Annotated in this window: 21 protein-coding genes; 16 read left to right on the top strand and 5 right to left on the bottom strand. The window is 73.8% G+C overall.

The window, feature by feature from the left end:
* Positions 1–546 precede the first annotated feature (546 nt).
* The 3 genes from ABTZ54_RS13595 to ABTZ54_RS13585 all read left to right on the top strand — a co-directional run bounded on the left by ABTZ54_RS13595 (position 547) and on the right by ABTZ54_RS13585 (position 3,524).
* Complete coding sequence (locus ABTZ54_RS13595; protein WP_351661529.1) at positions 547–1,044, top strand: hypothetical protein; 498 nt, start codon at positions 547–549, stop codon at positions 1,042–1,044.
* 42 nt (positions 1,045–1,086) lie between these two features.
* Positions 1,087–2,034 carry a hypothetical protein gene (locus ABTZ54_RS13590; RefSeq protein WP_351661526.1) on the top strand — a complete coding sequence of 316 codons (948 nt, stop codon included), beginning with the start codon at positions 1,087–1,089 and terminating at the stop codon, positions 2,032–2,034.
* A gap of 83 nt (positions 2,035–2,117) precedes the next feature.
* Positions 2,118–3,524: a hypothetical protein gene (locus ABTZ54_RS13585; RefSeq protein ID WP_351661523.1), complete on the top strand. Its 1,407-nt coding sequence runs from the start codon at positions 2,118–2,120 to the stop codon at positions 3,522–3,524.
* On the opposite strand, the gene ABTZ54_RS13580 is transcribed toward ABTZ54_RS13585, so the two are convergent.
* Positions 3,517–4,440 carry a LysR substrate-binding domain-containing protein gene (locus tag ABTZ54_RS13580; protein WP_351661520.1) on the bottom strand — a complete coding sequence of 308 codons (924 nt, stop codon included), beginning with the start codon at positions 4,438–4,440 and terminating at the stop codon, positions 3,517–3,519. The two genes, ABTZ54_RS13585 and ABTZ54_RS13580, sit on opposite strands and share 8 nt — an antisense overlap.
* Positions 4,441–4,550: 110 nt before the next feature.
* Between ABTZ54_RS13580 and ABTZ54_RS13575 the strand changes: the two genes are divergently transcribed.
* Genes ABTZ54_RS13575 through ABTZ54_RS13550 form a run of 6 tightly spaced genes read left to right on the top strand, consistent with a single transcriptional unit; the run spans position 4,551 to position 10,103 of the window.
* On the top strand, positions 4,551–5,717 hold the full coding sequence (locus tag ABTZ54_RS13575; protein ID WP_351661517.1) for a four-carbon acid sugar kinase family protein: 1,167 nt from the start codon (positions 4,551–4,553) through the stop codon (positions 5,715–5,717).
* Positions 5,714–6,778, top strand: a complete 1,065-nt coding sequence (gene pdxA / locus ABTZ54_RS13570) for a 4-hydroxythreonine-4-phosphate dehydrogenase PdxA (RefSeq protein WP_351661515.1) — start codon at positions 5,714–5,716, stop codon at positions 6,776–6,778. Before ABTZ54_RS13575 ends, pdxA begins: the two co-directional genes overlap by 4 nt.
* 10 nt (positions 6,779–6,788) lie before the next feature.
* Positions 6,789–7,463: a HisA/HisF-related TIM barrel protein gene (locus tag ABTZ54_RS13565; RefSeq protein ID WP_351661512.1), complete on the top strand. Its 675-nt coding sequence runs from the start codon at positions 6,789–6,791 to the stop codon at positions 7,461–7,463.
* 34 nt (positions 7,464–7,497) lie between these two features.
* Positions 7,498–9,030: a tRNA (N6-isopentenyl adenosine(37)-C2)-methylthiotransferase MiaB gene (gene miaB, locus ABTZ54_RS13560; RefSeq protein ID WP_351661509.1), complete on the top strand. Its 1,533-nt coding sequence runs from the start codon at positions 7,498–7,500 to the stop codon at positions 9,028–9,030.
* 28 nt (positions 9,031–9,058) lie between these two features.
* Entirely contained in the window at positions 9,059–9,385 is a 327-nt protein-coding gene (locus ABTZ54_RS13555) for a hypothetical protein (protein ID WP_351661506.1), read from the top strand.
* 10 nt (positions 9,386–9,395) lie between these two features.
* The gene (locus ABTZ54_RS13550) at positions 9,396–10,103 is read left to right on the top strand and encodes a class III extradiol ring-cleavage dioxygenase family protein (protein ID WP_351661504.1); all 708 of its coding nucleotides are present in this window, start codon (positions 9,396–9,398) and stop codon (positions 10,101–10,103) included.
* 131 nt (positions 10,104–10,234) lie between these two features.
* Here ABTZ54_RS13550 and ABTZ54_RS13545 read toward each other — a convergent pair whose 3' ends face one another.
* Positions 10,235–10,525, bottom strand: coding sequence for an antitoxin (locus ABTZ54_RS13545; protein ID WP_351661501.1), 291 nt, complete (start codon positions 10,523–10,525; stop codon positions 10,235–10,237).
* A 58-nt stretch (positions 10,526–10,583) separates the two neighbouring features.
* Positions 10,584–10,769, bottom strand: a complete 186-nt coding sequence (locus ABTZ54_RS13540) for a gliding motility protein (protein ID WP_351661486.1) — start codon at positions 10,767–10,769, stop codon at positions 10,584–10,586.
* 184 nt (positions 10,770–10,953) lie between these two features.
* Here ABTZ54_RS13540 and miaA point away from each other — a divergent pair, with 184 nt between their 5' ends.
* The 6 genes from miaA to hflX all read left to right on the top strand — a co-directional run bounded on the left by miaA (position 10,954) and on the right by hflX (position 19,494).
* Positions 10,954–11,892 carry a tRNA (adenosine(37)-N6)-dimethylallyltransferase MiaA gene (gene miaA, locus ABTZ54_RS13535; RefSeq protein ID WP_351661483.1) on the top strand — a complete coding sequence of 313 codons (939 nt, stop codon included), beginning with the start codon at positions 10,954–10,956 and terminating at the stop codon, positions 11,890–11,892.
* A 108-nt stretch (positions 11,893–12,000) separates the two neighbouring features.
* Positions 12,001–12,465 (top strand): hypothetical protein, encoded by a 465-nt coding sequence (locus tag ABTZ54_RS13530; RefSeq protein WP_351661635.1) that lies wholly within the window; start codon positions 12,001–12,003, stop codon positions 12,463–12,465.
* Between the two features lie 169 nt (positions 12,466–12,634).
* Positions 12,635–13,537 carry a diaminopimelate epimerase gene (gene dapF, locus ABTZ54_RS13525; protein ID WP_351661480.1) on the top strand — a complete coding sequence of 301 codons (903 nt, stop codon included), beginning with the start codon at positions 12,635–12,637 and terminating at the stop codon, positions 13,535–13,537.
* Positions 13,538–13,741: 204 nt separating this feature from the next.
* A complete protein-coding gene (locus ABTZ54_RS13520) occupies positions 13,742–16,297 on the top strand; it encodes an HD domain-containing protein (RefSeq protein WP_351661477.1) in 2,556 nt (851 codons plus the stop codon).
* A gap of 65 nt (positions 16,298–16,362) precedes the next feature.
* Entirely contained in the window at positions 16,363–17,853 is a 1,491-nt protein-coding gene (locus ABTZ54_RS13515) for a M1 family metallopeptidase (protein ID WP_351661474.1), read from the top strand.
* Between the two features lie 147 nt (positions 17,854–18,000).
* Positions 18,001–19,494: a GTPase HflX gene (gene hflX, locus ABTZ54_RS13510; RefSeq protein WP_351661471.1), complete on the top strand. Its 1,494-nt coding sequence runs from the start codon at positions 18,001–18,003 to the stop codon at positions 19,492–19,494.
* A 76-nt stretch (positions 19,495–19,570) separates the two neighbouring features.
* Here the strand turns inward: hflX and ABTZ54_RS13505 are convergent, their stop codons facing one another.
* Together ABTZ54_RS13505 and ABTZ54_RS13500 are read right to left on the bottom strand one after the other, a co-directional pair.
* Positions 19,571–20,755 (bottom strand): trypsin-like serine peptidase, encoded by a 1,185-nt coding sequence (locus ABTZ54_RS13505; protein ID WP_351661468.1) that lies wholly within the window; start codon positions 20,753–20,755, stop codon positions 19,571–19,573.
* Positions 20,756–20,941: 186 nt separating this feature from the next.
* On the bottom strand, positions 20,942–22,120 hold the full coding sequence (locus ABTZ54_RS13500; protein ID WP_502997242.1) for a trypsin-like serine peptidase: 1,179 nt from the start codon (positions 22,118–22,120) through the stop codon (positions 20,942–20,944).
* A gap of 524 nt (positions 22,121–22,644) precedes the next feature.
* On the opposite strand from ABTZ54_RS13500, the gene ABTZ54_RS13495 reads away from it, so the two are divergent.
* Entirely contained in the window at positions 22,645–23,967 is a 1,323-nt protein-coding gene (locus ABTZ54_RS13495; RefSeq protein WP_351661633.1) for a diaminobutyrate--2-oxoglutarate transaminase family protein, read from the top strand.
* The last annotated feature ends 611 nt before the right edge of the window (positions 23,968–24,578 follow it).

Here is a 24,578-nt window from a genome sequence, read left to right as displayed (position 1 = left end):
CACGGGCATGGCGTGCCCCGGGCCGGTCGGACGGCCGGGACGGGCCGTCGGACACATCAGCAGCCTTGCCGAGGGTGATCATGGGCGCGACCCGGGGGCAGGGAAACACCCGTATGTCGGACGTCCGTTCGGGGTTGCCCTCCCGGCGCCGATTTCACCGGTTCGGGTCGGCGTGCGCGGGCCTGGGCGCGACCGGGCGTGGGCGACGGCCGATCGGCGGCGCCCGGGAGGGTGAGGCACCCCCTCCAGGGCGGCCGGGTCCCTCTCGGGCCAGGGGCGGAATCCATCCGGACGAGTGTGCGGAGGGCCCCGGCGGAGGGCCCCGGAGCCGCCTCCGTACGGCCCCTCCGGGCGGCCCTTCCGCGCGCTCCGCCGAAGCGGTGAGCGGGACGCGGGGCCCGCGCCGCGCCGTGTGTCCTGCGGCTGCCGCGAGGCGGGTCCGGTTAGCTTCGAGAGGCGCTTGGCGATCTTGATGGCAGTCCCTGCCGCGACCCGGGCGCTGTTCCCGCCACCCTCAATTCGCCCTCGTTCCCAGGGAGTTCCGTCATGCCCCCCGCCCTTCTCGTACGGCGTGCCCTCGGCGCCGCCGTCCTCGCCTCCGCCCTCGCGCTGGCCGCCGCTCCGGCCGCCCTCGCGGCGCCGCCCGTCCCCCGCGCCGACGAGTGCGCCCCCGACGACCAGGCCTGCAAGGACCAGCAGGCCAACGAGAACGAGGCCAAGGCGATCGAGGAGGAGCAGAAGAAGACCAAGGAGTCCGCCGCCCAGGCCGACAAGGACATCAAGAAGATCGGCAAGGACCTGGAGGAGTGCCCGCCCGGCTCCCAGGCCTGCATGGACAAGCTGGCCAAGGGCAACGGCGAGAAGGAGGGCCTCACGGACATGACCTCCACCGTCGGCGCCTTCAAGCCCGACCCGAGCGACAACGCGGAGGCCGCCGCGACCGCCACCTGCGCGGAGTTCCCGGCCTCGCTGCCCGCCGGGTCCACCGACCCCGGCCAGTCGCCGTTCCCGGTCTCCCAGCTCTGCTCCCTGCTCGGCTCCTGACCCCTCGCCTCCCCTCGTAGCACCGTCCCGAAGGGTTGTCCCATGTCCTCGCGCCGTCCCGCGCTGCTCCTCCTCCCGGCCCTGGCATTCGGCCTCGTCGTGCCCCTCGCCCCGCCCGCGCTCGCGGACGAGGGGCCCGGCGAGCCGCCGGCCCCGCACGCCGTCACCGCCGACGGGCGCCCGGCGAAGGTCGCCGACGTCCTGAAGCAGTGCGACGCCAAGGCCGACTCCTGCCGGTTCGTCATCGACCCCAAGAACACACGTGAGTTCGCGACCGCCGTGCGGTCCCTGGGCAACGCGGTCGTCAACTGCACCGACGACGACATGAAGGTCGACCGGACCGTCAGCCTGCAGACCTCCAGCACCGACAACATCGGCGGCGAGATCTCCGGCTCGATCACCGCCGAGGGCACCGTCACGGCCTCCGGCGAGGTGACCGCCAACCTCACCAACGCACTCGCCATGGAGCACAAGACGCCCCAGCTCGACAAGGGCCCGACCTCCACGAACGGCAATACGACGACGGTCGCGGCCGGCGGCAAGGTGGCCGGCTCCCTGAGCGCGCGGCTCGCCTTCCAGGCCGCCTTCAAGGCCACGTACTCGAAGTCCTGGACCGTCCAGAACACCGAGACGACGACCTACTCGACGACCGTCAACTCCTTCGACATGCTGGTGTTCGGGGCCAGCGCGTCCATGCGGCGGGTCGTCGGCAAGCTGCTGACCAACACCGGGTCCGCGATCCTCGGCATCGCCGTGGACAGCCCCTCCATGGTCAACTCCAGCACCTTCGTGGCCCAGACCTACGCCGCCCCGTCCAACCTCTGCGGCCGCACGCGTCCCCCGGGCAACACGGCCGGCGGCAACAACCCGCAGCCGGGCCCGCCGCCCGCCCCTCGCTCGCTGCCCGCCCTCGAGGCACGCGACGCCCTCGTCCCCGGGGCCGTAGCGAAGCGGGTCGACGTGCTGCACCCGGTCCGCAGCGGCGCCTGAGCGGCGCCTTAGCGGCGCAGGTCCGCTCCCCCTCCCCGTCCCGCCCCTGGCACGCACCACCCCCCCATGAGGAGTCCGTCCCCATGTCTTCCTCTTCCTTTCCCTATACGGCCCCCGCCTCCGTCGTCCGTACGCTCGCGGCCGCGGGGCTGCTGCTCCCGCTCGCCCTCGCCGCTCCGGTCCTGGCCGCCGAAGCCCCGGCCGCCCAGAACGTCCCCGTCCTCAACGGCGACTTCGCCGACCCCGTCATGAAGGGCGACGGCCCCACCACCGTGGGCCTCGACTTCTGGGACGGGCGCAACCAGCGCTACTCCCCGTCCGCCTCCGGCCGTACCGACAACGCCCATGGCGTCGCCCTGGAGAAACAGGGCAACTCCCTCTCGCAGCGCCTGCGCGGGGTGCGTGCCGGAGCCGAGGTGACCGTCACGTACGAGGACAGCCCGGCCGTCTCGAAGGAGTGCAACGGCTCGGACGTCGTCGACGGCCAGCCCTACACCGTCGAGGGCTCCGGCGGCGCCGTCCAGACGGTGACCACGGCGGGCGACCCGGACAGGGTCAAGGGCACCCCGGGGCCCGGGCGTTGGAGCAAGCGCGCCTACACCTTCACGGCCGGTGAGAACGAGCCGATGCTCACCTTCGCCTCCAAGGTCACCGAGGCCAAGACCCATGTCACCTGCACCCCGATGATCGCCCGCATCCGCGCCGCCGAGGTGCCGGTCCCGCTCGACAGGACCGTCGACAAGACCGCTCTCGGCACGGCGGAGGCCTACAAGGGCAACGAGCGGCAGTCGACCCTGCACAACGCGGCCGCCGCCTGCAACGGCGACAACGCCTGTGTCTTCCGGCCCGACATGCGGATGTCCTTCCGCTACTACGACCGCGCCCGCGTGGTCGGCGAGGCCTTCGTCAACTGCACCCGCAACGCCCTCGAACACACCCGGGTCGTCTCCTTCACGGAGCGCGCCTACGACAGCATCGCCCAGACCTACGCCGCCGCCGGTCTTGCCCTCAACGACGTGGCCAAGCTGCCCACTTCGGGCGACCGCGCGGAGGACGAGAAGCGGATCAAGGAGCGGCCGATGGCCGGGCAGTTCTCGCTCGCGTACGAGAAGGGCTGGCAGCGCGCCTGGCAGTGGTTCGGCGGCGAGCAGCGCAACGTCGTCGAGCGCATCCAGCCGGGCGAGGTCAGCTGGATCGAGCTCCAGCCCAGCCGGGAGCGGGTCGAGGGCTGGTTCCTCAGCAAGAAGGACGACTACCGGCTGCACGCCGTCATCGACGGACCCTCGCGCGGGGTGCCCGACCGCCTGCTCCAGCGCACCGGCCCGATGGCCGAGGCGGAGAAGCAGCGGTGTGCGGCGGACCGGCCCATGACCACCACCCCGGTCGGCGCGGGATCGGCCGCCTACTCCTCGGACAAGGGGCTCCTGAAGCTCCCCGCCTCCGCCGCGACCCGGTCGGTACGGGCGACCCGCAGCGCCCCGCTCAACTGACCCCGGACCGCTCCCGCGCGGGCGGCGTCAGATCCGCCGCCTGCTCGCGCAGCCAGCCGAGCAGCGCGGCGACCCGCGCGTCCCGCTCCGGCGGGCGCGGGCTGAGCAGCCCGTAGCCGGTGCCGTCCGCGACGAACCCGTACGGGGCCGCCAACTGCCCCCGTACGAGGTCGTCATGGACGAGCGCGTACGGCCCGATGGCGACGCCCACGCCCGCGACGGCGGCCTGGAGGGCGAGGTAGAAGTGCTCGAAGGTCTGCTCGGGGGCCGCCTGGGTGGCGCCTGTGGGTGCGTGGCCCGACAGACGGCGCCAGTCGTCCCAGGCGGCCGGCCGGGTGCTGGTGTGCAGCAGGGTCACGGGACCGGCCGAGCCCTCCCGCAGGCGCTCCGCGAGCTCGGGGCGGCAGACCGGGCCGATCCACTCCGCGAAGAGCGGCACCCGGCTCACCCCCTCGGGCACCGGGAAGTCGTCCCGCCGCACCGCCGCGTCCACCGGGTCCCGGCCGAACGCCACCGGCCCGCCGCCCGCCGACAGGTGCACGGTGAGCCCCGGTACGCGCGCCGCGAGGTCCGGCAGGCGCGGGATGAGCCAGCGCATCAGGAGGGTCGGCTCGCAGGACAGGGCGAGCGGGCCGCTCCGCTCCCGGCCGGAGACCTCCACGGCCGCCGCCTCGATCAGGTCGAGGGCCTCCCGGACCGCCGCGGCGAGGCGGCGGGCCTGCGGGGTGGGGCGCAGGGAGCGCGGGGCGCGCTCGAAGAGGGGCGTGCCGAGGGCCTTCTCCAGGTTCTGCACCTGGCGGCTGACCGCCCCGTGGGTGACGTGGAGCTCCTGCGCGGCCCGGGTCATGCTCGCGTGGCGGACGGTCGCCTCGAAGGGGAGCAGGGTGTTCAGCGGGGGCAGGTCGGGGCGGCTCATGCGTGAAATCTACTCATAGGTGGAGTGAGAAGGAATCGCTTGTCCAGCGGGTTCGTGCGGGCCACTGTTGATCTCGTCACGGAAACCCGACCCGAGGGGCACACCACACGATGGACCCGTCCACCGTCGTCGTCCTGGCCGACGACCTCACCAGCGCCGCCGACGGCGCCGTCCCCTTCCGCAGGTCGGGACATCCGGCCTTGGTCCTGTTCGAGCCGCCGAAGGCCCCGGGGGGCGGGGGCGGTTTTACGGACGTCGGGGTCACGGCCGTCGACCTCGGCACCCGGCTCGTCGACGCGACCGAGGCGGCCGACCGTACGCGGCGGGCGGCCGAGGCGTACGCCGGCGCGGGGCTGCTGCTCAAGACCGTCGACTCGACCCTCCGCGGACATGTGGCGGCCGAGCTCCGGGCGGCCCTCGCCGGTTCTGGCCGCCGTGCGGCCGTCGTCGCCCCGGCCTTCCCGGCGGAGGGGCGGACGACGGTCCGGGGCGTGCAGTACGTCAGGGGTGTACGGGTCGACGCGAGCGAGTTCGCCCGCGACCCGGCCCACCCGGTCCGCACCGCCGACCTGACCCGGCTCCTCCCGGAGTCCACCGTCGTGGAGCCCGAACGGCTCGCCGAACTCCTTCCGCATGGTGGGGTGTTCGTCTGCTCGGCGGCGACGGACGAGGAGCTCGACGCGGTCGCCGCCGCCGTTCCCCGCCCCGAGGACGTCCTCTGGGTCGGCTCCCCGGGCCTCGCCGCCGCCCTGGCCCGCCGGCACGGCCGTGACCCTGCCGCCGACTTCCCCGAACTGCCGCCCGTGCGCCGCCCGTTGGCCGTCGTCGGCAGCGCCAACCCCGCCAGCAGGCGCCAACTCGCCGCGCTGTACGAGCGGTCGGGGGCGGAGGGTGCGGTCGCCGACGACCCGGCGGCGGCGGTCGCGGCCCTGAGCGCGTCGTCGGCACCCCTGCTCGCGGTGCACACCCCCGACGCGCGGGGCGCCGACCCGGCCGCCCTCACCCGCCGCCTCGCGGAGGCGGCGGCGGAGGCGGTCGGCAAGGGCCTCGCCGACGGACTGGTGCTCACCGGCGGCGAGACCGCCGCGGCCGTCCTGCGCGCCCTCGGCGCCACGGGCATCGAGCTCTACGACGAACCCGAACCGGGCATCGCCCGAGGCACCCTCCACGGCCCGACGGCCCCCCGCCTCCCCGTCCTCATCAAGGCAGGCGGCTTCGGCGACGACACCACCCTCGTCCGCCTCTGCGGCCTGCTGGGGACGGGGGCCGACCGATGAGCGACGCGGCGGCGTGGCGGAAGGCGGGCCCCGACCCCCGTCCCGACCCCCGCCCCATCGCCCTCACCATGGGCGACCCCCATGGCATCGGCCCCGAGATCACGGTCAAGGTCTGCGCCGACCCCCGCCGTCGTACCCCGGTCCTCGTCATCGGCGACCCCGGCGCCCTCGCCCGCGCCTGCCGGGCCACCGGCGTCCCGCTGACCGTCCGGACGGTCGCCACCGCCGCCGAAGTGGGGCGGAACGCCGAAGCCGGGCAGGACGCCGAAGGCCCCCGCGTCCCCCGTGTCCTCCACGTCCTCCCCGCAGGCCCCGCCCTCCCCCCTGACCTCGCCCTCGGCACCGTCGACGCCCGCGCGGGCGCGGCCTCCTTCGCGTATGTGCGCCGGGGGATCGAGCTGGCGCTCGCCGGGGAGGTCCGGGCGATCACGACCGCGCCGATCAACAAGGAGGCGCTCCGGCTGGCCGGGCTGCCGTACCCCGGCCACACCGAGATCCTGGCCGAGCTCTCGGGCACGGAGCGCTACGCCATGATGATGGCCAACGACGAGCTGCGGACCGTCCTGGTCACCGTCCATCAGTCGCTGCGCACCGCGATCGACGCCCTCACCCCCGAGCGGGAGCTGGACATCATCCGGCTCACCCACCAGGCCCTCGGGCCCGGGGCCCGTATCGCCGTCGCGGGACTCAACCCGCACGCGGGGGAGAACGGCCTCTTCGGCCGGGAGGACCTCGACGTCATCGCGCCCGCCGTACGTGCCGCCCGCGCCGAGGGCATCGACGCCAGCGGGCCGCACCCGGCGGACACCGTGTTCATGCGGGCCCGCGCGGGAGAGTTCGACGCCGTCGTGGCGCAGTACCACGACCAGGGGCTGATCCCGGTCAAGTACCTGGGCCTGGAGCACGGCGTCAACATCACCCTCGGCCTGCCGTTCGTCCGCACCAGCGTCGACCACGGCACCGCCTTCGACCTCGCGGGCACCGGTACCGCCGACCACACGAGCCTGCTCACCGCCCTGCACCACGCCGCCGAGCTCGCCGACCACAGCGCCCACTCCTGAGGGGGATCCGATGGACTTCATCTTCATGCTCACCCGTGACGACCGGACCGTCACCGACTGCCTCCACGTACTGGACTCCGTCCGCGACCTCGGCATCACCCACATCGGCTTCAAGGACGTCGGCGTCGACGCCACGACCCTGCGCCGCCTCCACGAGCAGATCAGGGAGCTCGGCGCCACCAGCCACCTGGAGGTGGTCGCCACCGGCCGCGAGCAGGCGCTCGACTCCGTACGCGCGGCCGTGGACCTCGGCGTCGACTGGCTGATGGGCGGCGTCTGGATCGAGGAGACCCTCGCCCTGCTCGACGGCACCCCCGTCCGCTACCTGCCCTTCCCGGGCGAGCCCCAGGGCCATCCGACCCGCCTGGCCGGTTCCCCCGCCCGTATCGCCGAGGACTGCCGCCGGGCCGAGGCCGCCGGATGCGCCGGCGTCGACCTGCTCGCCCACCGGGCCACCGAGGCGGACCCGCTCGACCTGGTCCGCGCCGCCCGCGCCGCCACGGCGGGCCGGCTCGTCGTGGCCGGCTCCCTCTCCGCCCCGGCCCAGATCCACGCCCTCGCCGAGGCGGGAGCCGACGCCTTCACCGTCGGTTCAGCCGCCTTCGCGGGCGCCGTCCGCCCGGACGCCGGGACCCTGTCCGCGCAGCTCACGGCGGTGCTGGAGGCGAGCGGCGGCCCGAGGTAGCCGGACAGTCCCGGGACCCCCGTACCCTTGTCGGGTGACCAGCAGCAAAGACGGGACCGGAGCAGTGGCCGAGGCGGGCGTGACGCGCACCTACGAAGTACGCACCTATGGGTGCCAGATGAACGTCCACGACTCCGAGCGGCTCTCCGGCCTCCTGGAGGAGGCGGGTTACGTCAAGGCCCCGGCGGACGCCGACGGGGACGCCGACGTGGTGGTCTTCAACACCTGCGCCGTCCGCGAGAACGCCGACAACAAGCTGTACGGCAACCTCGGCCGGCTCGCCCCGCGCAAGGCCGACCGCCCCGGCATGCAGATCGCCGTCGGCGGCTGCCTGGCGCAGAAGGACCGCGACACCATCGTCAAGAAGGCCCCCTGGGTCGACGTGGTCTTCGGCACGCACAACATCGGCAAGCTGCCGGTCCTCTTGGAGCGCGCCCGCGTCCAGGAGGAGGCGCAGGTCGAGATCGCCGAGTCGCTGGAGGCCTTCCCCTCCACGCTGCCGACCCGGCGCGAGTCCGCGTACGCCGCGTGGGTCTCGATCTCCGTCGGCTGCAACAACACCTGCACCTTCTGCATCGTCCCGGCCCTGCGCGGCAAGGAGGAGGACCGCCGGCCCGGCGACATCCTCGCCGAGATCGAGGCGCTGGTCGGCGAGGGCGTCTCCGAGATCACCCTGCTCGGCCAGAACGTCAACGCGTACGGCTCCGACCTGGGCGACCGCGAGGCCTTCAGCAAGCTGCTGCGCGCCTGCGGGCAGATCGAGGGCCTGGAGCGCGTCCGCTTCACCTCGCCGCACCCGCGCGACTTCACCGACGACGTCATCGCCGCCATGGCCGAGACCCCGAACGTGATGCCGCAGCTGCACATGCCGATGCAGTCCGGCTCGGACACCGTCCTGAAGGCGATGCGCCGCTCGTACCGGCAGGAGCGGTTCCTCGGGATCATCGAGAAGGTGCGCGCCGCCATCCCGCACGCCGCCATCTCCACCGACATCATCGTGGGCTTCCCCGGCGAGACCGAGGAGGACTTCGAGCAGACCATGCACGCCGTCCGCGAGGCCCGCTTCGCGAACGCCTTCACCTTCCAGTACTCCAAGCGCCCCGGGACCCCGGCGGCGACCATGGAGGGGCAGATCCCCAAGGAGGTCGTCCAGGAGCGCTACATGCGTCTGGTCGCGCTCCAGGAGGAGATCTCCTGGGAGGAGAACAAGAAGCAGGTCGGCCGCACCCTGGAGGTCATGGTCGCGGAGGGCGAGGGCCGCAAGGACGGCGAGACCCACCGCCTCTCCGGCCGCGCCCCCGACAACCGGCTCGTCCACTTCACCAAGCCGGACGAGGACGTGCGCCCGGGTGACGTCGTGACCGTCGAGATCACGTACGCCGCCCCGCACCACCTCCTCGCCGAGGGCCCGACCACCGCCGTCCGCCGCACCCGCGCGGGCGACGCCTGGGAGAAGCGCAACGCCGAGGCCGCCGCCAAGCCGGCCGGCGTGCTGCTCGGGCTGCCGAAGATCGGCGTCCCCGAGCCGCTGCCGGCCGCCGACGCGCCGGCCTGCGGAAGTCACTGACAGACGGAGTACGACCAGGGGGGTCGGCATGGGGCAGTGGGCTGTCATCGCGCAGTTCGGGCGCCACGAGCAGTACGTCACGGAGGTCGTCTCCCGGGTGTCCGGCACCCGGGAGGAGGCCCGGCAGGCGCTGGTCGAGGCCGCGCAGTGGTATCGCAGGCCGCGGCGGGAGAAGCGGCGCGAGGTGTTCCGCCTCCCCGACGGCGACAGTCATCTGCTGATCCTCCAGAGCACCATGAGCCGCACGGAGGTCACCCTGACCATCGCCGAGCTCGTGTACGACTCCGGCGACGCGGCTGCCGGGACGGCGGACGGTCCTGGCTGGTCTCCCGCTGACCGGCCCCCGGCCCAGTAGGCTGCGGATCATGCTTGTCGCCGCCGCCGTGTGCCCCTGCCCCCCGCTGCTCGTGCCCGCCGTCGCGGCCGGTGCGGCGGCCGAGCTCGCCGACGCGCGGACGGCCTGCTCCGACGCGCTCTCCGTGCTCGCCGCCTCCCGCCCCGACCGGCTCGTCGTCGTCGGCCCCGCGGGGGAGGGGGCCCGGGGCGTCCACCCCGCCGGTACGGCCGGCTCCTTCGCCGGCTTCGGCGCCGACCTGACCGTACGGCTCGGCAGCGGGCCCGGCGGCGAGCGGCCGCTGCCCGCGTCCCTCGCGGTCGCGGCCTGGCTCCTGGAGCACACCGACTGGGCCGACGCGCCCGTCGAGGGGCTCGGGGTCGCGGAGGAGCTGGAGCCCGCCCGGTGCGCGGAGGCGGGCCGGGAGATCGGGGCCTCGGCGGACCGGGTCGCCCTGCTCGTGATGGGCGACGGCAGCGCCTGCCGCACCCTGAAGGCCCCCGGCTACCTCGACGAGCGCGCCGAGGGCTTCGACGCCGCCGCGGGTCACGCGCTGGGCGCCGCCGACCCGGCCGCGCTCCTCGCCCTGGACGCGGAACTCGCGCAGGCCCTTCAGGTGGCGGGCCGGGCTCCCTGGCAGGTCCTGGCGGGCGCCGCGGAGGGCGCGGGCCTGGAGGGCCGGCTGCTCTACGAGGACGCCCCCTACGGCGTGGGGTACTTCGTGGCCGCCTGGAGCTGAGCCGGGGCCGGCAGACCCTCGCGCGAACGGCGGACGGCCGCGGAGCGTGATGCTCCGCGGCCGTCCGCCGTACGGAGGGACCGTGGGCGACGCCGGGCGTCCGCCGGTCCCGGGTGCGCGGGCCGCGCGGCTCAGGCGGCCGGCGGCGGGGTGGCGCCACCGTCCGTGGGGCCACCGGTCGCGGGGCCGTCGTCCTTGGGGCCGTCCGTCCCGTCCTTGTGGGCGAGCCGGTCGATGGCCTCCTTGGCCTTCCCGGTGCCGGATTCGATCTTGTCGCTGTACTTGCCCTTGGTCTTCTCGTCGACCATCTTCGCGGCCTTCTCCAGGCCCTGCTCCACCTTGTCCCCGTGCTGCTGCGCGAGGTCGGAGACCTTGTCCTTGGCCGGGGCCAGCTTGGCCTTCAGCGAATCCAGGAGACCCATGGGGTCACCCTCCCTCCGACGGACCCCCTGGGGTCCGTTGTCCGTGCCGGTTGCGTGCCTACCTGCGGGCGCCTTCGCCGGCCTCGTTGTCCGCGGCCTCCTCGGCCGACTGCTGCTTCGGGATCTCGACGGCCTCGGCCGCGGCCTCGGTCCCGGCGGATCCGGCGGTCTCGGCGGCGGTCTCCGAACCGGCTTCGGCCTCCTCGGCCTCGGCGGCCGCCGCGACCTCGGACTCGGCCGTCAACGGGGCCTCCGTCGCCTCCGTCGCCGCTCCGGCCGCATCCTTCTTACGCCGAAACCTTGCGAAAACACCCACATCTGCTCCCTAGCGTACTCAGGGTCGTAATCCCGCAACAGCAACGAAGCCGTGCGGGGCCCGTCACGTCGCTCATTCGGGGACGCACGGCGATGTTTGCGAGACTGGTCCGGTGAGAAGTGCAGCTCCCGCCCCGCGGGTCATCGCCGTCGTCGGTCCCACAGCGGCCGGAAAGTCCGATCTGGGCGTCTTCCTCGCGCAGCGGCTGGGCGGCGAGGTCGTCAACGCCGACTCGATGCAGCTCTACCGAGGGATGGACATCGGCACCGCCAAGCTGACGCTGGAGGAGCGCGGCGGGATCCCGCACCACCTCCTCGACATCTGGGACGTGACCGAGGCCGCCAGCGTGGCCGAATACCAGCGCCTCGCCCGCGCCGAGATCGACCGGCTGCTGGCCGAGGGCCGCACCCCGATCCTCGTCGGCGGCTCCGGCCTGTACGTGCGCGGGGCCCTCGACGTGATGGAGTTCCCCGGCACCGACCCGGAGATCCGGGCCCGCCTGGAGGCCGAGCTGGAGGAGCGCGGCTCCGGCGTCCTGCACGCCCGGCTCGCCGCCGCCGACCCCGAGGCCGCCCGCGCGATCCTGGCCGGAAACGGACGGCGCATCGTGCGCGCCCTGGAGGTCATCGAGATCACCGGCAAGCCGTTCACCGCCAACCTGCCCGGCCACGACTCCGTCTACGACACCGTGCAGATCGGCGTCGACGTCGGCCGCCCCGAGCTCGACGAGCGCATCACCACCCGCGTGGACCGCATGTGGGAGGCCGGGCTCGTCGACGAGGTGCGCGCCCTGGAGGCGCGGGGGCTGCGCGAGGGGCGCACGGCCGCCCGCGCGCTCGGCTACCAGCAGGTGCTCGCCGCGCTCGCGGGGGAGTGCACCGAGGACGAGGCCCGCGCGGACACGGTGCGCACCACCAAGCGCTTCGCCCGCCGCCAGGACTCCTGGTTCCGGCGCGATCCGCGCGTCCACTGGCTGAGCGGCGCCGTCGAGGACCGGGGGGAACTCCCGGGGCGGGCGCTGACGTTGGTCGAACGAGCGGTTACAGCCTGATCACGTGATGGCATCGGGACGTCATGCCCGTCATTCCGGGGGGTGCCGACGTGCCATCATCGAGCATCGATCGACCAAGTGGAGTCCGAGTGGGGAGGGCGCGTGGCGATGGAGGCCGGCCCTCGTGACACGGAACAGCAGGCCGCCGTCCGGGGTGAAACCCCCGGTGGGGCGCCTGGCCTGACGCCGGACGGGCCCGACCAGGCCGAGGGCAGCGCCGTCGAGGTGGACACGGCGGAGGTCGAGGTGGAACTGCGGCCGCAGCGCCGCCTGAGGATCTGGCAGCTCGCCCCGATCGTCGGGCTCGCCGCCGTCGGCTCGCTGATGTTCGCCTTCCCGCTCGCGTTCGGCTCGGGCGACGGCGGAGCCGTCGTCGCCATGCTCGGACTGCTCATCAGCTCCTGCGCGGCCGGCTGGGGCATGATGGCCGCCCGCCGCGTCGGCTACACCTGGCCGGGCCTCCCCGCCCGAGGCTCCGGCGAACGCCCGAACTGGCGCGCCCTCGCCCTGTACGTGTCGCTGAGCGCCCTCCTGGTCCTGCTCGCGGTCTGGCGCGTGGCCCGGCTGCGCTGAGCGGGGTGGGGGACGGGGCCCGCCGGTGCCGGGCCGCGAGGGGGGATGGTGCCCGCCTGTGCTGGTCCGCGAGGAGTCCGGGGCCCGCGCGGAGTGCGGGGCACGTGCGGGACGTCCGCCCGCTGGACCGTCCCGGCCCGTGTCGTACCCGACCCGTACAGTTGATCCCGTGACCAGCACGCAGACCTCGCCCCTCACGTTCCTCAAGGGCCACGGCACCGAGAACGACTTCGTGATCGTCCCCGACGCGGAGAACGCCGTGGACCTGCCCCCCGCGGTCGTCGCCCGGCTGTGCGACCGGCGGGCCGGGATCGGCGGCGACGGTGTGCTGCACGTCGTGCGCAGCGCCGCGCACCCCGAGGCGCGGCACCTGGCCGACGAGGCCGAGTGGTTCATGGACTACCGCAACGCCGACGGCTCGGTCGCCGAGATGTGCGGCAACGGGGTCCGGGTCTTCGCCCGCTACCTGGAGCACGCGGGACACGTCACCGCGGGCGAGGTCGCCGTCGCCACCCGCGGCGGCGTCAAGCGCGTCCACCTCGCCAAGGACGGCTCCGTCACCGTCCGCATGGGCCGCGCCGTGCTCCCCGAGGCCGGGGTCACCGTCACCGTCGGCGAGCGCAGCTGGCCCGCCCGCAACGTCAACATGGGCAACCCGCACGCGGTCGCCTTCGTCGACTCCCTCGACCACGCGGGCAACCTCTACAGCGAGCCGCCGTACGAGCCGGCCGGGGTCTACCCGGACGGCGTCAACATCGAGTTCGTCGCCGACCGCGGCCCCCGCCACGTCGCCATGCGCGTCCACGAGCGCGGCGCGGCCGAGACCCGCTCCTGCGGCACCGGCGCCTGCGCCGTCGCCGTCGCCACCGCCCGCCGGGACGGCGCCGACCCCGCCCTGTCCGGCGCCCCCGTCACGTACACCGTGGACGTCCTCGGCGGCACCCTCGTCATCACCGAGTACCCCGACGGGGAGATCGAGATGACCGGCCCCGCCGTGATCGTCGCCGAGGGAACCGTCGACCCCGCGTGGCTCGCGGAGCGCACCGAGGGCGCGTCCGACACGCGCGCCTGACCCGTCCGGCGGATCTCTCCCTGGACCGTTCGAGCGTCCCGATTCGAAACGGTCAACGACTGATTCGTCCCTCGAATGGGTGATCCGGTTCACGCTCGGCGAGAGCGGGACTGCGCCACGTGGTGGGGTCGGTAGCATCAAGCACCGGCCCGCCGGGCACGCCCTGCCCCGGCCCTCCGCCGGTCCACGCCGCCGGAGGTGCCCATGAGCGCAGAGGCCACCAACCCCGTGAGCGAGGCCGGGGCCACCGGCCCCGACGCTCCCGGCCGCAGACGCGGCCGCCCGATGATGGACCTGCGCAGGCTCGGCCGCGCCGCCCTGCTCGGCGCCACCGCGGGCCCCGCGCCCCGCCACCGGCTGCCCGACGCCATCGGGCACGTCGCCGAGGCGCACCGCGCCCACCATCCCGAGGCCGACCTGACCGTGCTGCGCCGGGCGTACGTCCTCGCCGAGTCCTCGCACCGCGGCCAGTTCCGCAAGAGCGGCGAGCCGTACATCACCCACCCGCTCGCGGTCACCCTGATCCTCGCCGAACTCGGCGCCGAGACCACCACCCTGACCGCCGCCCTGCTCCACGACACCGTCGAGGACACCGAGGTGACGCTCGACCAGGTGCGCCGCGAGTTCGGCGACGAGGTCGCGTATCTCGTGGACGGCGTCACCAAGCTGGAGAAGGTCGACTACGGCGCGGCGGCCGAGCCCGAGACCTTCCGCAAGATGCTCGTCGCCACCGGCAACGACGTCCGGGTCATGTCGATCAAGCTGGCCGACCGGCTGCACAACATGCGCACCCTCGGCGTGATGCGCCCCGAGAAACAGGCCCGGATCGCCAAGGTCACCCGGGACGTCCTCATCCCGCTCGCCGAGCGCCTCGGCGTCCAGGCGCTCAAGACCGAGCTGGAGGACCTGGTCTTCGCCATCCTCCACCCCGAGGAGTACGAGGCCACCCGGGCCCTCATCGCCGGGAACACCGGCTCCGGTGACGCCCTGGCCGCCATCGCCGAACAGGTCTCCGGGGTGCTGCGCGAGGCCGGCATCGGCGCCGAAGTCCTGGTCCGGCCACGCCACTTCGTCTCCGTCCACCGGATCCGCCTCAAGCGCGGCGAACTGCGCGGCAGCGACTTCGGCCGGCTCCTCGTCCTGGTCGGCGAGGACGCCGACTGCTACGCGGTCCTCGGCGAGCTGCACACCTGCTTCACGCCGGTGGTCTCGGAGTTCAAGGACTTCATCGCCGCCCCCAAGTTCAACCTCTACCAGTCCCTCCACACCGCCATCGCCGCCCCCGACGGAGCCGTAGCCGAAGTCCTCATCCGCACCCACCAGATGCACAAGGTCGCCGAGGCGGGCGTGGTCGCCCTCGGCAACCCGTACAGCGGGCAGGAGGTGGGGGAGCACGGGGTGGGTGGCTCGGGTGCCTCTGGCGGCCCGGGTGGCCCTGGTAGCCAGGGCGGCTCAGGTGGCCAGGGTGGCTCAGGTGGCCAAGGCGGCTCAGGTGGCCAGGGTGGCTCGGTTGGCTCAGGTGGCACGAGCGGCTCCGCCAGCCCCAGCGGCGCAGGTGGCCTCACCGGTCCCGGCACCCCGGCTGGCTCCAACGGTCCCGCCAGCCCCAGCGGCGCAGGTGCCCTCACCGGCCCCGGCACCCCGGCCGGCTCCACCGGTCCCGGCAGCCCCAGCGGCCCGGACAGCCCCGCCAGCCCCATCAGATCCAGCGGATCCAGCGGATCCAGCGGATCCAGCCACCCCACCGGGCCCGCCGGGCCCACTGGCCCCACCCGCCCCACCGGCCCCACCCACCCCACCCGCCCCGCCACCGAAGACGCCGAGCGGGCCGACCCCACCCGCCCCGGCTGGCTCTCCCGGCTTCTCGACTGGCAGCAGTCCGCGCCCGACCCCGACACCTTCTGGACCTCGCTGCGCGCCGACCTCGCCCAGGACCAGGAGATCACCGTCTTCCGCACCGACGGCGGCAGCCCCGGCACCATCAGCCTGCCCGCCGGTGCCACCTGCGTCGACGCCGCCTACGCCCAGCACGGCGAGGCCGCCCACGGCTGTCTCGGCGCCCGGGTCAACGGGCGGCTCGCGCCGCTGAGCACCGTGCTGCGGGACGGCGACACCGTGCAGGCGCTGCTCGCCCAGGACAGCGCCTCCGGGCCCTCGCCGCAGTGGCTGGACCACGCCCGTACCCCCGCCGCCCGGATCGCCATCACCGGCTGGCTCCAGGCCCACCCGGAGGCCGCCAAGATCCCCGCCGCGACCCCCCGCCCGGCCGCGGGCGTCACCGCCGACCGGCGCTGCGGCACCCGGCTCCGCGCCGACCTGCCCGGCGCCGACGCCCCCGCCGTCCGCCCCGCGGGCTGCTGCACCCCCGTACCGCCCGACGAGATCACCGGCTTCGTCGTGCGCGGCGGCTCCGTGACCGTGCACCGCACCGGCTGCGCCTCCGCCGACGCCATGCGGCTGCTCGGGCGCTCGCCCGTCACCGTGCACTGGGGCGACACCGACGCCTGCCGGGTCACCCTGGTCGCCGAGTCCTTCGGCCGTCCCCGGCTGCTCGCCGACCTCACCGAGGCCATCGCCACCGAGGGGGCCGCCGTCGTCGCCGCCACCGTCGAACCCCCCAGCGAGCAGCGGGTCCGCCACACGTACACCCTTCAACTCCCCGACGCCGCCGGACTGCCCGCCCTCATGCGGGCCATGCGGGACGTGCCCGGCGTGTACGACGTGAGCCGCGCCCGGCACCCCGCGTCGCCGCAGCCCTGACCCCTTCGGGTGGCCGGCGCGCGCGCCGCCCGGGGGAGCGGGCCCGGCCCTGGTAGCGGTAGCCCATGCCGCTCCCCTCCCGTACGCCCCGTAATCCGTCGCCACGCGCGCGTGCCCGCGCGCGCGTGCTGCGCTCCGCCGTCCTCGTCGCCCTCGCCGCCGGACTCGTCGCCGCGGCCCTGCCCCCGGCCGCGCCGCTCGGCATCGGGGACCCGCTCTTCCCCCAGCTGGGCAACCCCGGCTACGACGTCCTGTCCTACGACATCGACCTCACCTACCCCGGCCGCAACACCGAACCGCTGGCCGGCGTCACCCGGATCCAGGCGCTCGCCACCGACGACCTGGAACGCGTCAACCTCGACTTCACCCACGGCACCGTCTCCGCCGTCACCGTCGAGGGCGAACCGGCGGCCTTCGAGAGCAGCGGCGAGGACCTGGTGATCACCCCCGCCCGACCGGTCGACCGCGGCGAGGCCGTAGAGATCGCCGTTACCCATACCAGCGACCCGCGCGGGCCCGCCGACAGCGGCGGCTGGGTCCGCACCGGGGACGGACTCGCCATGGCCAACCAGGCCGACGCCGCCCACCGGGTGTTCCCCTCCAACGACCACCCCTCCGACAAGGCGTTCTTCACCTTCCGGATCACCGCCCCCAACGCCCTCACCGCCGTCGCCAACGGCCTCCCCGAGAGCCGCGTCCGCAACGGGTCGACCACCACCTGGACGTACCGCACCGCGCACCCCATGGCCACCGAGCTCGCCCAGGTCTCCATCGGCGACTCGACCGTCGTGCACCGCCAGGGCCCGCACGGCCTGAAGCTGCGGGACGTCGTGCGCACCGCCGACCGCGAGCTCCTGGAACCCTGGCTGCGGCGCACCCCAGGGCACCTGGAGTGGCTGGAGAGCCGGATCGGGCGGTACCCCTTCGAGACCTACGGGGTGCTCGTCGCCGACGCCGACACCGGCTTCGAGCTGGAGACCCAGACCCTCTCCCTCTTCGAGCGCGGCCTGTTCACCGAGCCCGGCTACCCCGAGTGGTACGTCGACTCGATCCTGGTCCACGAGCTCTCCCACCAGTGGTTCGGCGACAGCGTCTCGCCCCGCGTCTGGTCAGACCTGTGGCTCAACGAGGGCCACGCCACCTGGTACGAGGCGCTGTACGCGGAGGAGAAGGGCGGGCCCACCCTGGAGCGGCGTATGAAGGCCGCGTACGGGGCCTCCGACCAGTGGCGGGCGGACGGTGGCCCGCCGGCCGCGCCCAAGCCGCCGGAGCCGGGGGAGAAGATCAGCCTCTTCCGTCCCGTCGTCTACGACGGCGCCGCCCTCGCGCTGTACGCGCTGCGCCACGAGATCGGCACCGAGGCCTTCCAGCGCCTGGAGCGCGACTGGGTGAGCGAGAACCGCGACGGGACGCCCGGCACCAAGGCCTTCATCGCGCTCGCCGAGCGGATCTCCGGCCGCGACCTGAAGCGATTCTTCGCCGACTGGCTGTACGCGGCGAAGACCCCGCCCATGCCGGGACACCCCGACTGGCACAGCCGCGCGCCACGCCGGTGAAACCGGGGTGACGGGCCCCGTCCGGCCGTGTCACCATCTTCAGGTCGGCGGCGCGGCCGGACCCCGGGAATTCTTCCGGGACGTCACGCGTTGTGACTGCCGTGACGGATTTCTCCGTAACGACTTCCTCTTCGACGTAAGGATCCAATGACCTCCTCTTCATCCCCTTCCCAGGACAAGCAGAGCTTCGCGGAGACGAACCGCACCGAGAGCCTTCGGGCCGATGCCCTGATGGAAGAGGACGTCGCCTGGAGCCACGAGATCGACGGAGAGCGGGACGGCGATCAGTTCGACCGCTCCGAGCGCGCGGCCCTGCGCCGTGTCGCCGGTCTCTCCACCGAGCTCGAGGACGTCACCGAGGTCGAGTACCGCCAGCTGCGTCTTGAGCGCGTCGTGCTGGTCGGCGTATGGACCTCGGGCACGGTGCAGGACGCGGAGAACTCCCTCGCGGAGCTCGCGGCCCTCGCCGAGACGGCGGGTGCCCTCGTGCTCGACGGTGTCATCCAGCGCCGCGACAAGCCGGACCCGGCCACCTTCATCGGCTCGGGCAAGGCCCGCGAGCTGCGCGACATCGTGCTTGAGACCGGCGCCGACACCGTCGTCTGCGACGGTGAGCTCAGCCCCGGCCAGCTGATCGCCCTCGAAGACGTCGTCAAGGTGAAGGTGGTCGACCGGACCGCCCTCATCCTCGACATCTTCGCCCAGCACGCCAAGTCCCGAGAGGGCAAGGCGCAGGTCGCGCTCGCGCAGATGCAGTACATGCTGCCGCGCCTGCGTGGCTGGGGTCAGTCGCTCTCCCGTCAGATGGGTGGCGGCGGCGGTGGCGGCATGGCCACCCGTGGTCCCGGTGAGACCAAGATCGAGACCGACCGGCGTCGGATCCGCGAGAAGATGGCGAAGATGCGCCGGGAGATCGCGGAGATGAAGACCGGCCGCGACATCAAGCGCCAGGAGCGCCGCCGGAACAAGATCCCGTCGGTCGCCATCGCCGGGTACACCAACGCCGGCAAGTCCTCGCTGCTCAACCGCCTCACGGGCGCGGGCGTCCTGGTGGAGAACGCGCTGTTCGCCACCCTCGACCCGACCGTGCGCCGGGCCGAGACGCCCACCGGCCGGGTCTACACCCTGGCCGACACGGTCGGCTTCGTCCGGCACCTGCCCCACCACCTGGTCGAGGCCTTCCGCTCCACCATGGAGGAGGTCGGCGACTCCGACCTCATCCTGCACGTGGTGGACGGTTCGCACCCGGCCCCGGAGGAGCAGCTGGCGGCCGTCCGCGAGGTGTTCCGCGACGTCGGCGCGGTGAACGTGCCGGAGATCGTCGTCATCAACAAGGCGGACGCGGCGGACCCGCTCGTCCTCCAGCGCCTGCTCCGGGTGGAGAAGCACTCCATCGCGGTCTCGGCCCGCTCGGGCGAGGGCATGGAGGAGCTGCTCGCGCTCCTGGAGTCCGAGCTGCCGCGCCCGCAGATCGAGGCCGAGGTCCTGGTGCCGTACACCGAGGGCGGTCTCGTCTCCCGGGTGCACGCCGAGGGCGAGGTCCTCTCCGAGGAGCACACCGCGGAGGGCACCCTGCTCAGGGCGCGGGTGCACGAGGAGCTGGCGGCGCTGCTCGCGCCGTACGTCCCGGCCGCGCACTGACGCGACAGACACGGCGAAAGGCGCCGGCCGTCTCCCTTCGGGGAGGCGGCCGGCGCCTTTCGCGTATGCCGTCGGGTCAGCGGGCGAACTTCTTGCTGACCATCTCGTGGGCCGCCTTGGCCCCCTTGCCCAGCTGCGGTCCGGCCAGCCACCCGTTGCGGCCGGCGGGGCCGATGGAGGTGTTCGACACCAGCGCCGTCGTGCCGTTGGGCAGCACGCGGAACCAGCCGCCGCCGGAGGAGCCACCGGTCATGGTGCAGCCGATCCGGTACATCGTCGGCGTGGCCGGCGCGGTGGTCAGGCGGGTGGCGCGGTCCAGGCACTTGTGCATGATCATGCCGTTGTACGGCGGCGCCGCCGGGTAGCCCCAGGCGCCGACCGTGCCCGCCCGCGAGGGCGCGGGCGCGGAGAAGTCGACCGGCAGGGCCACGCCCACGGTCTCCTCAAGGGACTTGCCGCCCCGCTCCGGCTGGACGTGCAGCACGGCGTAGTCGTACGGCCAGGCCTGGTTGGTGCCGCCGCTCTGGATCCACTCGCCGGAGGTCACGGCCCAGTCGGCCCAGTACTGGCCGTAGGGGTACACCTCGTAGGGCTTGGCGTTGCGCAGCGCGGCGGGGGACTTGCCCAGGTCGTTGAAGGCCGGGACGAAGGTGATGTTGCGGTACCAGCCGCCCTTCTTGCCGGCGTGCACGCAGTGACCGGCGGTCCACACGAGGTTGGACTTGCCGGGGTGGCGCGGGTCCTTGACGATCGTGCCGGAGCAGACCATCGAGCCCTCGGGCGAGTCGAAGAAGATCTTGCCGACCGGGGCCGCGTAGCGGTGGTACGGCGTCTTCTCGCGCTGCGCCTGGACCGGCCGCGGCACCGGGTCGCTGCCGGAGCTGCCGGCCTGCGCGGTGATCGTCGGGTCGGGGCTCTTGGCCGACTGCATCCGGGCCGGGTCCCAGAGACCGTCGATCACCGGGTTGACGAAGTCCTCCGCCTCACGGAGCCACTTGTCCTTGTCCCAGTTCTTCCAGTCGCCGTCCTTCCACTTGTCGAGGTCGACGCCGTGCTTCTTCAGCTTGCCGGCGATGTCCTTCGTGAGGTCGGAGCCGGAGTCGGAGCCGGAGCCGGAGCCGTTCTCGGCGGGAGTGGAGGCGGCGGGCTTGTCGGCGGGCTTGTCGGCCGCCGGGGTCTCGGTCGGACCGCAGGCCGTGGCGGTCAGCGCGAGCGCCGCCGCCAGGGCCGTGAGGCCGGGCAGGAGTCGTATGGAACGCATGAAGTGATGTCCCCCTGAGGTGTTCTGCGCGTCCGGCCGGCGTCCGGCCGTGGCCTCCCGGCCCTCGCCGTCCGCCGGGGCGGGATCGCCCGCCCGGATTGCCATGAACGCGTCACTAGCGGTGCACAGTATGCCCGTACGGCAGGGGCGGGACCCCGCGCGGGTCCCGCCCCTGCCGTACCCGGGTCAGCGGTCCGCGTACTTCTTGCTGACGCCCTGGTAGACGGCCTTGGCCTCGGCACCGAGCCGCGGCCCGGCCAGCCAGCCCGCCGTCACCGGCCCGATCGAGGTGTTCGACACCAGCGCCGGCTTGCCGTCCTGGCCCGTGGCCACCCAGCCACCGCCGGAGGAACCGCCGGTCATGCTGCAGCCGATCCGGTACATCGTCGGCTGGTCGGTCTTCACCGAGAGACGGCCCGGCTTGTCCTGGCACTGGAACATCTTCTGTCCGTCGTACGGCGGACCCGCCGGGAAGCCGGTCGCGGTCATGTCCGCGATCTTCGGCACGGCCGGGGCGTTGAACTCCACCGGCAGCGCCGAACCGACCGTCTCCTCCAGGGACTTGCCGGTCGACCCCTTCTCCGGCGTCACATGCAGCACCGCGAAGTCGTACGGAGCGCCCTGGCCGCCGGTCTGCCCGCCCTGCGCGATCCACTGGTCGGAGGTCTTCGCCCAGTCGCTCCACCACACGCCGTACGGCGCGATCTCCTCGCGGGTCGCCTTCTCCAGCTCGGCGGTCGGCTTCCCGGCGTTGTTGTACGAGGGGACGAAGGCGATGTTGCGGTACCAGCCGCCCTTCTTGCCCGCGTGCACGCAGTGGCCGGCCGTCCAGACCATGTTGGACTTGCCCGGGTGCGCCGGGTCCTTCACGACCGTGGCCGAGCAGACCATCGAGCCCTCGGGGCCGTCGAAGAAGACCTTGCCGGAGGCCGGCGCGGTCGAGTGGTACGGCGCCCGGACGGAGGCGGCCTTCACCGGGTCGGGCGTCGGGTCGGTCACGCCCTTGTCACCGGAGATGTCCTCGTCCTTGACCGGCTTGTCGGGGCGCTCGGCGCCGCGCATCCGGTCCGGGTCCCAGAGGTCCTCGATGATCGGGTTGACGTAGTCCTTGGCCTCACGCAGCCACTTGTCCTTGTCCCAGTTCTTCCACTCGCCGTTCCGCCACTTGTCCAGGTCGATCCCGTGGTCCTTCAGGCGCTGCTTCAGGTCGTCCGGAATCGTGATCTTGCCGTCCGCGGCCGGAGTCGCGGAAGCACTGGGCTTGTCACCCCCCGCGTTGTCCTCGGTCGGACCGCAGGCCGTCGCCGTCAGCGCCAGTGCCGCGACGGCGGATGCTGCGGCCAGCATCGGACGAATCGATCGCATCTCGTGATCCCCCTGGGACTACGTCAACTTGTGCATCAGTGAACAGTGGCGGCACGGCCGGGCCGCGCCAGGTGAAGCCCCCACTATGCCGGTGCCGGAGGGGACGGCACGACGCAGGTCCACGGTTCCGCGCCCCAACAGCCTTTGCCGGTCCGTGATCCGGGACACGCCAAGGATCTTGGCCTCCGGCCGTGATCCCCGGCAGGCCCCGTCGTTGGTACGTACGGGGGACACAACGGCGGTGTCCGGGACGCCTCTTCGGGCGCCCCTGCAACGTACCGATGTGCAACGCAACCGTTACAGCGGGAGGACACCGAGCCGTGGCCGTGACCGAACCAGCTCCGGGCCTGACGCCGGGCGAGGGGATCTGCGACGCCTACCTGGACGCGGCCGGTGGGGAGCGGGGGTGCGATGCCGACTTGGGTGCGGCCGGTGGCGCGGCGCGCCGGGAGGAGCGGGACGCGCCCCGGCCCGAGTCGCGGGGGACGGCCTCGTCGGCCGGCGAAGGGGGCGCGCATGAGGGCATTCTGCGCCGTCAGGCGCAGCGCGAGTCCGCCGCCCGCACCTACGCGCGCTCCCTGCCGATCGTCCCCGTACGGGCCAGAGGCCTCACCATCGAGGGCGCCGACGGCCGCCGCTACCTGGACTGCCTCTCCGGCGCGGGCACGCTCGCGCTCGGCCACAACCACCCCGTCGTCCTCGAAGCCATCCGCAAGGTCCTCGACTCGGGCGCCCCGCTGCACATCCTGGACCTGGCCACGCCCGTCAAGGACGCCTTCACCACCGAGCTGTTCGCCACGCTCCCGGCCGGACTCGCCGACGACGCCCGGATCCAGTTCTGCGGACCGGCCGGCACGGACGCCGTCGAGGCCGCCCTCAAACTCGTCCGCACCGCCACCGGCCGGAACGGCGTCCTCGCCTTCAGCGGCGCCTACCACGGCATGACCTCCGGCGCCCTGGACGCGTCCGGCGGTGCCACCGACGTCCGCGTCGCCCGGCTGCCGTACCCGAGGGACTACCGCTGCCCCTTCGGCGTCGGCGGCGAGCGCGGCGCCGAACTGGCCGCCCGCTGGACGGAGACGGCGCTCGACGACCCCAAGAGCGGCGTGCCCGCCCCGGCCGGGATGATCCTCGAACCCGTGCAGGGAGAGGGCGGCGTCATCCCCGCCCCCGACAGCTGGCTGCGCCGTATGCGGGAGATCACCGCCGCGCGCTCCATCCCGCTGATCGCGGACGAGATCCAGACGGGAGTGGGCCGCACCGGCACGTTCTGGGCCGTCGAGCACAGCGGCGTCGTCCCCGACGTGATGGTCCTCTCCAAGGCCATCGGCGGCTCCCTCCCGCTCGCCGTCGTGGTCTACCGCTCCGCACTCGACGCCTGGGAGCCGGGCGCGCACGCCGGTACGTTCCGAGGCAACCAGCTCGCCATGGCCGCGGGCGCCGCCACCCTCGCGTACGTGCGCGAGAACGGGCTCGCCGCGCGCGCCGGCACCCTCGGCGCCCGCATGCTCGGACAGCTCCAGGGCCTCGCCGCCGCGCACCCCTGCATCGGCGACGTCCGGGGCCGCGGTCTGATGATCGGCGTCGAGCTGGTCGACCCCGAGGCGGAGGGCCCCGACGACCTCGCCCCGCCGCCGGACCCCGTGCTCGCGACCGCCGTCCGGCGCCAGTGCCTCGACCGGGGCCTCATCGTCGAACTCGGCGGCCGCCACAACGCGGTCGTCCGGCTGCTGCCCCCGCTCACCCTCACCGACGAGCAGGCGGTCGCCGTCCTCGACCGCTTCGCCGACGCCCTCGCCGCCGCCGAACGGGCCCACCGGGCCCGCCCGTCCGGGCCACCCCACTGAATCCGGTCCGCCCCACCGCCCCAGGCCCGACCCGCCCGGCCGCCCCCCTCCCAAGGAAGCCTCAGTGAATCCCACCTCCGCCTCCGAATCCACCACGAACCCGAGCCCCGAACTCACCCCCGAACTCACGGCCGAACTCACCACCGAGCCCACCGTCCCGCGCCAGTATCTGGGCCCGAGTGCGGGCACCCATGTTGGGGCAGCGGCTAGGGGGTCTGCGGGGTCTGCTGCGGGGGCGTCTGCCGGGGCGCCCGTGGGGCCGTCCGCCGGGCCGTCTGCCGGGTCGTCCGTCGGGGCGCCCGGTGGGTTGCTCGCGGGGGCGTCTGCCGGGTCGTCCGTGGAGCCACCTGCCGGGTTGCTTGCGGGGCCGTCTGCTGGGTTGTCCGTGGGGACGCCCGCTGGGTCGCTCGTGGAGGCGCCCGTGGGGGCGCACGCCGGGGCGTCTGTGCGGCCGCCTGCCGGGTCGCTTGCGGAGGCGTCCGCCGGGTTGACGGGGGCAGCGCCCGCTGGATCGCTCGTGGAGGCGCCCGTGGGGGCGCACGCCGGGGTGTCTATGCGGCCGCCTGCCGGGTCGCTTGCGGAGGCGTCCGCCGGGTTGTCCGTGGAGGCGC

Source organism: Streptomyces sp. NPDC094032 (assembly GCF_040303965.1).
In the GTDB taxonomy this organism is placed as follows: Bacteria; Actinomycetota; Actinomycetes; order Streptomycetales; family Streptomycetaceae; genus Streptomyces.
Note: the sequence above shows the minus strand (reverse complement) of the source record. Positions and strands in the feature narration are given on the sequence as shown.

Coding starts and splice junctions, on each gene's coding strand:
- ABTZ54_RS13505 (WP_351661468.1), bottom strand. CDS start 20,755: ATGCGTTCCATACGACTCCTGCCCGGCCTCACGGCCCTGGCGGCGGCG.
- ABTZ54_RS13530 (WP_351661635.1), top strand. CDS start 12,001: ATGGAGGCCGGCCCTCGTGACACGGAACAGCAGGCCGCCGTCCGGGGT.
- ABTZ54_RS13590 (WP_351661526.1), top strand. CDS start 1,087: ATGTCCTCGCGCCGTCCCGCGCTGCTCCTCCTCCCGGCCCTGGCATTC.
- pdxA (WP_351661515.1), top strand. CDS start 5,714: ATGAGCGACGCGGCGGCGTGGCGGAAGGCGGGCCCCGACCCCCGTCCC.
- ABTZ54_RS13520 (WP_351661477.1), top strand. CDS start 13,742: ATGAGCGCAGAGGCCACCAACCCCGTGAGCGAGGCCGGGGCCACCGGC.
- ABTZ54_RS13595 (WP_351661529.1), top strand. CDS start 547: ATGCCCCCCGCCCTTCTCGTACGGCGTGCCCTCGGCGCCGCCGTCCTC.
- ABTZ54_RS13545 (WP_351661501.1), bottom strand. CDS start 10,525: ATGGGTCTCCTGGATTCGCTGAAGGCCAAGCTGGCCCCGGCCAAGGAC.
- hflX (WP_351661471.1), top strand. CDS start 18,001: ATGACCTCCTCTTCATCCCCTTCCCAGGACAAGCAGAGCTTCGCGGAG.
- ABTZ54_RS13515 (WP_351661474.1), top strand. CDS start 16,363: ATGCCGCTCCCCTCCCGTACGCCCCGTAATCCGTCGCCACGCGCGCGT.
- ABTZ54_RS13550 (WP_351661504.1), top strand. CDS start 9,396: ATGCTTGTCGCCGCCGCCGTGTGCCCCTGCCCCCCGCTGCTCGTGCCC.
- ABTZ54_RS13555 (WP_351661506.1), top strand. CDS start 9,059: ATGGGGCAGTGGGCTGTCATCGCGCAGTTCGGGCGCCACGAGCAGTAC.
- ABTZ54_RS13580 (WP_351661520.1), bottom strand. CDS start 4,440: ATGAGCCGCCCCGACCTGCCCCCGCTGAACACCCTGCTCCCCTTCGAG.
- ABTZ54_RS13500 (WP_502997242.1), bottom strand. CDS start 22,120: ATGCGATCGATTCGTCCGATGCTGGCCGCAGCATCCGCCGTCGCGGCA.
- ABTZ54_RS13585 (WP_351661523.1), top strand. CDS start 2,118: ATGTCTTCCTCTTCCTTTCCCTATACGGCCCCCGCCTCCGTCGTCCGT.
- ABTZ54_RS13565 (WP_351661512.1), top strand. CDS start 6,789: ATGGACTTCATCTTCATGCTCACCCGTGACGACCGGACCGTCACCGAC.
- ABTZ54_RS13575 (WP_351661517.1), top strand. CDS start 4,551: ATGGACCCGTCCACCGTCGTCGTCCTGGCCGACGACCTCACCAGCGCC.